11 protein-coding genes are annotated in these 9,962 nt (G+C 34.9%); 4 read left to right on the top strand and 7 right to left on the bottom strand.

Going from position 1 to position 9,962, the window contains the following annotated elements:
* Positions 1-54: 54 nt before the first annotated feature.
* The 7 genes from A9239_RS04920 to A9239_RS04890 all read right to left on the bottom strand — a co-directional run bounded on the left by A9239_RS04920 (position 55) and on the right by A9239_RS04890 (position 4,449).
* Positions 55-375, bottom strand: a complete 321-nt coding sequence (locus A9239_RS04920; protein WP_048121749.1) for a DUF6951 family protein — start codon at positions 373-375, stop codon at positions 55-57.
* Between the two features lie 85 nt (positions 376-460).
* Complete coding sequence (locus tag A9239_RS04915; RefSeq protein WP_048121751.1) at positions 461-844, bottom strand: putative zinc-binding protein; 384 nt, start codon at positions 842-844, stop codon at positions 461-463.
* A gap of 67 nt (positions 845-911) precedes the next feature.
* Complete coding sequence (locus A9239_RS04910; RefSeq protein ID WP_048121752.1) at positions 912-1,145, bottom strand: thioredoxin family protein; 234 nt, start codon at positions 1,143-1,145, stop codon at positions 912-914.
* A 70-nt stretch (positions 1,146-1,215) separates the two neighbouring features.
* Positions 1,216-2,187 (bottom strand): permease, encoded by a 972-nt coding sequence (locus A9239_RS04905; RefSeq protein ID WP_048121754.1) that lies wholly within the window; start codon positions 2,185-2,187, stop codon positions 1,216-1,218.
* A 494-nt stretch (positions 2,188-2,681) separates the two neighbouring features.
* Positions 2,682-2,981: a helix-turn-helix transcriptional regulator gene (locus A9239_RS04900; RefSeq protein WP_048121757.1), complete on the bottom strand. Its 300-nt coding sequence runs from the start codon at positions 2,979-2,981 to the stop codon at positions 2,682-2,684.
* A 316-nt stretch (positions 2,982-3,297) separates the two neighbouring features.
* Positions 3,298-3,657, bottom strand: coding sequence for a helix-turn-helix transcriptional regulator (locus A9239_RS04895; protein ID WP_011306695.1), 360 nt, complete (start codon positions 3,655-3,657; stop codon positions 3,298-3,300).
* 348 nt (positions 3,658-4,005) lie between these two features.
* Positions 4,006-4,449 carry a universal stress protein gene (locus A9239_RS04890; protein ID WP_255361904.1) on the bottom strand — a complete coding sequence of 148 codons (444 nt, stop codon included), beginning with the start codon at positions 4,447-4,449 and terminating at the stop codon, positions 4,006-4,008.
* Positions 4,450-4,775: 326 nt separating this feature from the next.
* Between A9239_RS04890 and A9239_RS20855 the strand changes: the two genes are divergently transcribed.
* The 4 genes from A9239_RS20855 to A9239_RS04875 all read left to right on the top strand — a co-directional run bounded on the left by A9239_RS20855 (position 4,776) and on the right by A9239_RS04875 (position 9,659).
* Entirely contained in the window at positions 4,776-4,904 is a 129-nt protein-coding gene (locus tag A9239_RS20855) for a hypothetical protein (RefSeq protein WP_203397951.1), read from the top strand.
* 273 nt (positions 4,905-5,177) lie between these two features.
* Positions 5,178-6,164, top strand: coding sequence for an ACR3 family arsenite efflux transporter (arsB, locus tag A9239_RS04885; protein WP_230628946.1), 987 nt, complete (start codon positions 5,178-5,180; stop codon positions 6,162-6,164).
* A gap of 920 nt (positions 6,165-7,084) precedes the next feature.
* A complete protein-coding gene (locus tag A9239_RS04880) occupies positions 7,085-7,789 on the top strand; it encodes a methyltransferase domain-containing protein (RefSeq protein ID WP_048121762.1) in 705 nt (234 codons plus the stop codon).
* A 79-nt stretch (positions 7,790-7,868) separates the two neighbouring features.
* Positions 7,869-9,659: a hypothetical protein gene (locus tag A9239_RS04875; protein WP_048121767.1), complete on the top strand. Its 1,791-nt coding sequence runs from the start codon at positions 7,869-7,871 to the stop codon at positions 9,657-9,659.
* Positions 9,660-9,962: the final 303 nt, after the last annotated feature.

Raw genomic sequence — 9,962 nt, 5'->3', positions numbered from 1 at the left:
TATTAGATTGAATATTAGATTGAAAATTAAAAAAGGAGAAAAATTTTTCCTCTTTTAAACTTCATTGAACTCGATGCTAATACTACCCGCTTTTTTTACGAGAGATTTTGCAAGGAAACCACTTTCCAACCTGCAGAGATTGAGCACTGCACAGGGTACAAGACAGTTTGAGGAGCACTGTGCTTCCTGTGCTCTATCAATCACATAGTTGTTTTTGATATCCATAATTTCCATCATGGGAACTTCCATGTGAGAGAACTTCTTTATCTTTTCACATGGAGTTTCAATGTCAACAATAATTTTATTTCCTTTTTTGCTTCCACGTATCTTGTGAACAAAACCACAGATATTAGAATTTACAGTAAATTCAGTCAACTTGTCACCCTTAATTTGGTTATTTAAGCTTCTGATTATTAAGATATATGGCCTTAGCAATGCATAATGTTAATTGAAACCGAGATCATTCGGACTGCAGTATCTCAAAAGTTTTTTCTAGAGCTTCTGAGACTTCATTGTCCTTGAGATCCTTGTCTTTATTCTTTTTAATTCCTAACTCAGAAATTACAATATGTCGATCCACTTTAAAACCTGCAAGTTCAAGAGTTTTGCTTGCACAGTTCACCGGGCAGCCATCAATTGCAATTATCTTTTCTGAAGCCTCGGCGGATTTCATGAGTCCGGGAGCTCTAGCCCCGATTCCTACGGTACACATCATATTTCCAAAGTTTTGTTTTTCGAGTTCTATCGCGGCCTTATTTGAAAGTTGTCCCACATTTGAAGCCCCACTACATGGGAAAATTGCCACATTTGCCGAACCACATGCACATTTTACCTCTTCTGCCATAATTTTATACTCCTTATTAGCTTGTTTTTTCTTATTTTAATTAATTGAATAGTGAACTATTCCTTTTTTATTGAGTAATCCATTTTCGAATATCTTTTTCGTCTGGAACCTTACCTGCAACTTTTACTTCTCCATCAATGGCAACTGCAGGAGTAACCATAACTCCGTAGTTCAGGATTTTTTCAATATCCTCAACTTTAATTACTTCAGCTTCTACGCCAGTCTGCTTCAGTACTTTTTCAATAATTTCTTTTGTTTTTTTGCATTTTGGACAACCAGTTCCGAGAATTTCGATCTTCATTTGTTTAACCTCGTGTTTTGTTTTATCATTTTGATATTTATTTGTTTTTCAAGTTGTAGATACATTAATCTTAGAGAAGAATGTTAAATAGATATCCAGTAAATATTATCGATATCGTAACAATTAAAACAAAAGCTCCAATCAACTCTTTTTTAAGTACCTTCTTCAGGATAATCATTTCAGGAAGCGAAAGTGCAGTAACTGCCATAAGGAAAGCTAGAGCAGTGCCTACAGGAAGCCCTTTTCCAATAAGGCTTTCCACGATAGGGATCATACCCATAACGTTTGAGTATAGGGGCACCCCCATAACGACTGCAATTGGAACAGCAAGCAAATTGTCTTTCCCTGCATATTGTGCAAGGATGCCTTCGGGAGCATATCCGTGGAAGATTCCTCCCAAAGTAACTCCAATAATTACGTATATCCAGACCTTTCCCACGATTTCTTTAACATTGTCAAAGGCAATAGCAGCTCTTTCTTTTATTTTCAGAGATTCCTGCTCTATATTTTGATCACCGACCTTTATCTTGTAAACAAAATCAGCCACATATTTTTCCATTTTCAGAAGGCCTATTATGTACCCACCAAAAACTCCGAGCACAACACCTGATACTATATAGATCAAGGTTACTTTAAGGCCAATGGTGGCCCACAGTGCAGCAACTGCAGCCTCATTTACCAGAGGTGAGGTAATAAGAAAGGAGAAAGTCACTCCGAGAGGGATTCCAGATTCAACAAAACCAATAAAAAGAGGTACTGATGAACAGGAACAGAAAGGTGTGACCACTCCTAGCATGGAGGCTAATAGATGATATTGCAATCCTGTTCTGCCTCCAAGGATTTTTCGGGTTTTTTCTGGAGTTACATAGGTCCTGATGTAGGAAACAACAAAAATCATTACATCCAGAAGAATAAAAATTTTCAGCACATCATAAATGATAAAGTTAACACTGGATGCAAGATGTGTGTCAGGTGCAATTTTAAACACCTCATATGTCAGTTTATCAGCAATCCATTGAAGAGGATAAAATATATCAACCATTTTGGATCCTCCATTATGTCACTTCTGTACCAATATTTCAATTCACAAATATATCAACATATAATGATATTTTATCGTATTTAAATATTTCCCTAGAGCTCAGAATATTTAATTCATTTTGAACTCCATATACTTTTACTGATATCAATAGACTTTCCTGGAATCTTTTTGAGAATAACTCTGAAACTTCGCTGAATAAGAAAACAAATGCGGAATATAGAAACTTCCATGAAAAACTAGAGATGAAAGTTAGTTCGCTGATTGAAAAAAGAAAAACACCCTTCTTCGAGTAAATAGTTGGTCAGCTAAAACAGCAAAGTTAATCAGCTAAAACAGCAAACATTCAGTTGATTGCTGAAGAAAAAGAAAAACAAGAAAACCTCATATAATGCAAAGAGGACACTGCTATTGTACAAATTCCTGAAAAAACGATTTAATTTACTCATAGCTTCCAAGGAATAGAATTTTTGAGTTTTTTATAATAATACAAAATCTTATTCCTCAAGCACTTCCAGAATTTTCCTGATTTTATCGTTTTGGATTGAATATAACCTCTTTTTCCCCTCTTTTCTTACCTTAATTATCCCCCAATCCTGTAATTTTGCAAGATGCATTGAAGTATTGGACTGAGTCCTCCCTATTATTTCCGGGATTTCACAGGCGCATAGCTCTCCTCTGTTACCATATTTATTTTCTCTGCATTTATTTTCAGATTCGATTAACGCCTTGATAATTCTATACCTGGTGTCTTCACTTAGGGCTTTGAAAAGCTGTATATTTTCTTCATTAATCATATCAGCAAGTATTGAATATATAAAGCTATATATATTTTTGGGAATTGGGAATTAGACATATTGCTTGTAAATTTGGAGTAAAAGCTATTTTTAACTCACAAAGTTCCCAGGCTGATGAAATAAAGTAGATTTCATGTTCAAATGGAAAAACAAAAGATACATTGACAGAAGAATATAAAAATAAATGAAAAGAAGACTGCTGTTGCTGCTGTAAGGACTAAAACCCCAGTCATTTTCATTTTTAAATTTTGTTCATTTCAGATTTAATTAAGACCTGTTCTGATTTTCTGAGGTTCATTCAGATTTTCATTTAGGTTTATTCGGATTTTTTGTTTTGTAGCTGCTTAATAATATCAAAAATATCTTCAAATTCAGGATTCAACCTGTAAAAATGCCATTTTGAACTGCTGTAGGCTTCAACGATCCCGCAGTTTTTTAGGATTGACAGGTGATGAGAAACAAGGTTCTGCCTTTCGTTCAATTTAAATATCAATTCGCAAACGCAGTGGTCTCGCTGTGAGAGAAAATAAGCAATTTTCAGCCTTATAGGATGCCCTAGAGCGCTAAAGATCTCACTAGCTTTTTTTATATCGTTGTCCAGAAAATCGATTTCCTGGAGCATTTTATCTTCCCATTCCTTCTTTTTCTCAGGGTCAACAGGACAGCAATAGCTCATAAATAAAAGAAGTTAAGCCTTCTAAATAAGGGTTTTCATATCAGTTTTGTTTGATATATAGAATGCTGTTATTTATACCCAATCTTTTTCTGGAATTTGGGTCTTAAAAACAATATATCAACATTTTTTGTATAGATCTCGCGGGTTTAATCTGCAGAGTAAATAACTGCATAAATCTACAGGGAGCTCATCCCAAAACTTGAAATTTGCTTCTTGGGCCTTGTATTGCGAATAATCAATCAAGATCATGGGAACAACTTCGAAAATTCCTAACGATTATGAATAAAGTGACTTTTGGGATAAGCTCAGGCAATATTCAATAATTCCAATAATGAACCTTTTATATCCTTAATTCTGCTTTTGTTTCTTAACAACAAGAACTGGAACCTTTGAGTGCCTTACAACCTTATCTGTTACACTTCCAAGCAAAAATCTTTCTAATCCTCCTTTACCAAGGGTTCCCATTATTATAATATCTACCTTGTTTTGCTCTGCAAACTCCAGAATTGCACTAGCAGGATCACCTTCTACAACCACACCTTCATAGTCTATTTTCTTATCCTTTGCAACCTTCTCAGCATATTGGATAGCATTATCTCCTTCTTTACGCAACATTTCTTCCATGACGTTCCAGTTAGAACCCAGATGAATCGGTGTTTCCAGTACAGGCGGTACATATGCATTTTTATTAAACACATAAAGAGCATAGACCTTCGCACCTATAAGTTTTGCAAGTTCCATTCCTTGGAGTACGGCATTTTGACTATATTTGGACCCGTCTGTTGCAATCAGGATTTTTTGGAAAGTATTGTTAAGAGTTATTTATTTCCCCCCTTCCCCATATTTGCGTTAATGTCAGCTAAAAGCAAACAAAATGTATTACGGTATAATCTAGGATAAAAGCAAATAAAGATATACGTAACTACTTAGACTGGTCAGGGCAACATTAAAAATCAGTAGTGAAACATGGATTTTAAATGGTATATGAGTATAATTGTATATACTCATGTATAGGCGGTGGTGCCCACAGATATTGTTTATCTATTTAAGGCGCTAGCTGATGAAAACAGAGTAAGGATACTGAACTTTTAAAAAATGGGGAATTATGTGTATGTGATATTGAAGCAGTTTTAGGCATTAAGCAATACAACGCTTCCAGACACCTGAACAAATTGAAAATGGCAGGAATTAACCTCTGGAAAAATACCAGTGGGTCTATTATCGACCCAAGAATATCATTTTTCTGAAATTTCCCTTTATTTCAATGATAATTAGCGACGAGATCGAAAAAATATGCGTTTGTAAAGAATATTTAGCACTATTAGAAAAGTTCAAAGCAAGCGGTAGATTTCGTGATTAATTAAAAAGGTAGATTTTGTGATTGATTATTTTGTGATTGATTAAAAATTAATTTTATAACAAATGGATTTATTAATAAATGGGGAGTGTTTGTTCTGAAATCCGTTGTATCAAAATTATCTTTTTTAAATCGTTATTTAACCCTGTGGATCTTTCTGGCTATGTTTATCGGTGTAGCTTTAGGCTTCGTTTTCCCTGATTTTGCAGTTTTTTTACAGAGTTTGACAATTGGTGCCACTTCAATCCCTATTGCCATTGGGTTAATAATCATGATGTATCCTCCGCTTGCACGAGTTAAATATGAAGAGTTAGGCACGGTATTCAGGAATCATAAGGTATTAAGCTTATCTTTACTGCAAAACTGGATCGTTGGCCCGATTTTAATGTTTATCCTGGCAATTATATTTCTTAGGGCATATCCTGAATATATGGTAGGTGTTATTCTAATCGGTCTGGCCAGATGCATAGCAATGGTGATTGTCTGGAACAGCCTGGCAGATGGGGATAATGAATATGCAGCTGCACTTGTTGCTTTTAATTCAATCTTTCAGCTGGTTTTCTATTCCATCTTTGCTTATTTCTTTATAACTATACTGCCAGAATGGATGGGAATTAGTGGTATGGAAATAAATGTGTCCATGGGAGAAGTTGCTCAAAGTGTTGCGATCTATCTGGGAATTCCTTTTGCAGCTGGCTTTTTAACCCGTTATTTCCTGCGCCCCTCAAAAGGAATCGAATGGTATGATAACAAACTCATTCCAACAATAGGTCCAATTTCACTTTATGCTCTATTGTTTACGATTATTGTTATGTTCTCGCTAAAAGGCGAATACATTGTTGCACTGCCAATGGACGTTGTAAGGATTGCAATACCTCTCTTAATATATTTTGTAACTATGTTTGGGTTCTCTTTCCTTATCTGTAAACAAATGGGAATTAATTACGAGCAGACAACATCTCTTGCTTTTACTGCAGCAAGTAACAATTTCGAACTTGCAATTGCCGTAGCAGTAGCAGTTTTTGGCATCAGTTCTGGGCAGGCGTTTGCAGCTGTAGTAGGCCCTCTGATTGAAGTACCCGTAATGATCGGACTTGTCAATGTCGCACTCTACTGGAGAAGAAAATACTTTACAAAAAACACAAAATAACTTAGAAGTGACAAAGAAATCTTGTAGTTTATTAATTTACAGTCAATCAACTTTTGCATTTGCAGAGAAGTAGTAAATCTTAAATTAGACTGTGGACTCAAGTCCAAAACTTAACTTCGTTATCGCTGCTAAGGTTAGAAAATAATGTATGAGATTCTTTGATTTCACATCTTTACAAGAGCATTTTGAATAATCATATATAACTGAAAAATTAGTATTATGTTATTCTTTTTGAAATTGATCCAATATACCTTCATCGGTGTTCTTTTATTTAGTGGGGAGGAATATCTTTCTATGTACAACCTGTCGTAACTACATACAAGATTCCGTTAATTAATTTTCGTAAGTCCGCACAAGTTCCTCCTATATTTGATTTATATGGCAGGAAATAATGTTCTACAGATTACCGTAACACATCACCTATTTAGTGAAGACATAATGCAAAATTTATAATTTATACATAGTAGTTATTTTGAGACCTATATAGTACTGATTTTAATCAAATCGGCAATCTTTAATATAAAATAAACAATTAGACTATGTATTATATTTAAATTTAAAATTAACTGAAATTTTTGAGTATTTATTTCAAATAAATATGAAACAGAAAAATATATATTATATTAAAAATCTTTAAAATAATATTAAGAGGTATACACTTTAGAAGCAGACATAACTACACTTAAATTTGTTGGGGGTAAAAGTAGAACACTAGTTTTCTTGGTAGCTCATGATATTGATCTCAGAATATCAAATTAGAAAAATATAAATATTTATGCGCATATGTGTAAAATCGGAATTTGTTTTTCTCTTTTGCAGTTCGAACCAGCCAATAAATAGCTAAAAAACTGCTAATCTGGGAGTTACGGATTGACTGAAAAGGAATATAGAAAAGAGCAATATTTAGGAGTCCAAAAAACATGTCGAAATCGAAAAATGTCTGGAAAGATTTTTTCAAAGATAAGAAACATGGAGGGCACAGATATTCATCTGAGGAGTTTCTTTCTATGGAAGCCAGGGAAAAACTGTTCCACCTTGACGGGGGTAGAACACTTCTTGATTTTGGATGCGGAGCTGCAGAACTCCTGACGTACTATGCTCCGGAGTATGAACAGCTTGTAGGAGTGGACTTTTCTGAATCTATGCTAGAAGAAGCAAGGAAAAGGATCGAGAAAAACAAATGTAAAAACATAGATCTAATTCTTGCTGACCATGAAACACTCTGGACAAAACTTGACTCTTCTTTTGATCGAATAACCGCAGCCGGTGTAATTCAGTACTTGACATTTCAGGAAATTGATAAATTTATCTCTGATGCATCAAAGCATCTGAATAAAGATGGCAAAATAGTACTTTTTGACATACTGGACTCCCGCCTATATCCACTATGGAAGATAGGCCTATTCTCACAAGACGCAAACGGCTTGAAAATTTTATGCAAAACAGGTTTCGAGTTTCGGACTGCAATATTGGCAAGCCTGAAAAGACGCCCAAAAGACATTCTGGGGTTTGCACACAATCCCTACATAATTGAGAAAATTGCAAATAAGCATGGTTTTAGAATGGTTTGTGTACGCTCAATGTATTACGAGTACAAATATCATACAATAATGTTTCGAACTTAAAAGGCTGTTCAGATGGGCATTCAATTAGAAGAACTGAAGTCGGATGGGAAATAGAATATAAAATTAATGTGGTGGTTTAGTGAACAGCCGTAGTCACCTAAAAATGTTTTCTCTAATACCGTCTATACTGAGTAGTTTATTTATCGGAGGAACTGAAGCTTTCCCATGTAAGGATACTCCAAAAACTCGTGAGAATATTGATCAAGGCATTCTTACCTTATTTTCACAAAACTACTCCAAATCTAACAGCGTTCCAAAAAATGTTTTTATTGCAAAACTTCAGGGTAATAAGATTTATGACAAATTATATTCTGCAATTTACGGGATGCTTAAGTCAGAGATTTATTTCAAGACCTCAAAAGCACTACAGTATAAAGTAAGAAGAGACTCCTGTTCATGTCCGTACAGTTTGCTTCCGGTTGCAGACACTGTTTTAGAATCCGGAATAAATGTATATACGATAGATTTAGTTAAATCTTCAGAAGCTTATCAGTTCTGTGAAGCCGCTTCCATTCCGCTGATTCACTATATGGAGCAGCCAAGGCAGATTGGATCACTTTACATCTGCAGGCTTATACCAATGGTTAAATGCACTTACCAAATCTCAATAGATTTAGAGATGGATGACCCTCAAAGCTTTGTCGAGCTTAATACCCCGGGTTCAAAGTTGATTCTCCAAAAAGTAAATAATAATATCATATTAAAAAGTTATTTTAAAGATTCTTCAGAAGATATCAGATGTGAATCCATATCCATCGGGAATGCGGCAGAAAAATCTGATTTTGAGATTAGGTTTGATGGATATAACAAAACAAACACTATTCTTGCAAAAGATGGCAAATGTATCGTGACCCCACTTTATAACACCGAGAGGCAGAGATTGCCGTATGTGGATATTTCAAATGGGTACATTAAGTTCACTTCTTTTGTACTTGGAAAAGGAACACACCTTGATTTAAATATATACAGTATAAGCCAGACTTCAGAAAGAAAGTTTATAACTGCGATTGGAAGTAACAAAATGCTGGCTTTCGGAATCGATGGTCCACATGTTAGAAATACAACCGAGCAGGGGATACGTTACCTTAACAGCAAAAAAAATAGAGGAACAATATGGTTTGATATAGAACTCCTTGAGCAGCGCGATGAAGAAGACCTTGAATATTTGCGTGGTCTGGTTATCAATGATTCATGGGACGTAGGTGTACATTACTCAAAGGAATTGAACAGCTTTCCACTTGAACAGGCTTTTAAAATAATGGATGAAGGATATTCATATGTGTATGAAAAAATCGGTCGAAAACCAACAAGCTGGTGCTCCATGAGAAACAGAGATAATATTACGCACGCTCTTTATGCGTATGAAAACTTAGGGATGCTCTGGAGAAATGGGGACTCGGGGATCCATACGGAAAAATATATTGGAAGTCTGGAAGATGATACCTGGGAATGGTGGGAAACAGCATCCAGAGCAGGTATGGTACATCCGGTATTTACTCATGAGCTTGATAAGGATCCAGCTATAAAATATTCAATTAGCCGCTCAAAATTTCAAAACTGGGTAGATAATTATGAGTCAAACAATATGTCAATAGTGTCTTTTCATGAGTACAGTCAAATAAGTCGAAATACATACGATGCCACTTTTGAGAACCTGCGACATACTGAAAACTCTGCACTTTTTGATGCACACACAAACGGTGGCATTGCCCATATAAATGTAAACATAAACGCTGGAAAAGATACTAAGGTTTACGACAACACATCTGGAAAATTCCTTGATTATGACATAGAACCGGATAATTCTATTACTTTCTGGGTTGAAAACAACCATAATTATAGTATAGATTTGAATAGCACTGAATATTGATGGTGTAACGGTTCTATACAGGACGTTTTCTTGTAATTTAAACTTTATTTATTTGTAATGTTTATACAACTTATTTATATGACGAAAGATAAAAATAGAAATATAATTAAAGATAAGTTTCTCTTAATGTCCAAAAATAATTAGAATTGTCTTTGATAATTTCACCAACAGCATCATTCACCAAGTAAGTGATCTAATGAGCCTCTCAAAAATCTGCATTAAACCATTTGTGTATTTAATGTATTTTAAGAGACTGATACGAGATACCGTTGGAGCTTTTCTTATAAGGAATTGGAAACAGAC

The sequence above is a fragment of the Methanosarcina sp. A14 genome (assembly GCF_001729375.1).
Taxonomy (GTDB): Archaea; Halobacteriota; Methanosarcinia; order Methanosarcinales; family Methanosarcinaceae; genus Methanosarcina; species Methanosarcina barkeri.
The sequence above is the reverse complement of the archived record's forward strand: the minus strand, read 5'-3'. Positions and strand labels throughout refer to the sequence as shown.

Excerpts from the sequence above, each read along its gene's own strand:
- A9239_RS04910 (WP_048121752.1), bottom strand. The coding sequence starts at position 1,145 with ATGAAGATCGAAATTCTCGGAACTGGTTGTCCAAAATGCAAAAAAACA.
- A9239_RS04915 (WP_048121751.1), bottom strand. The coding sequence starts at position 844 with ATGGCAGAAGAGGTAAAATGTGCATGTGGTTCGGCAAATGTGGCAATT.
- A9239_RS04880 (WP_048121762.1), top strand. The coding sequence starts at position 7,085 with ATGTCGAAATCGAAAAATGTCTGGAAAGATTTTTTCAAAGATAAGAAA.
- A9239_RS04900 (WP_048121757.1), bottom strand. The coding sequence starts at position 2,981 with ATGATTAATGAAGAAAATATACAGCTTTTCAAAGCCCTAAGTGAAGAC.
- A9239_RS04905 (WP_048121754.1), bottom strand. The coding sequence starts at position 2,187 with ATGGTTGATATATTTTATCCTCTTCAATGGATTGCTGATAAACTGACA.
- A9239_RS04895 (WP_011306695.1), bottom strand. The coding sequence starts at position 3,657 with ATGAGCTATTGCTGTCCTGTTGACCCTGAGAAAAAGAAGGAATGGGAA.
- arsB (WP_230628946.1), top strand. The coding sequence starts at position 5,178 with ATGTTTATCGGTGTAGCTTTAGGCTTCGTTTTCCCTGATTTTGCAGTT.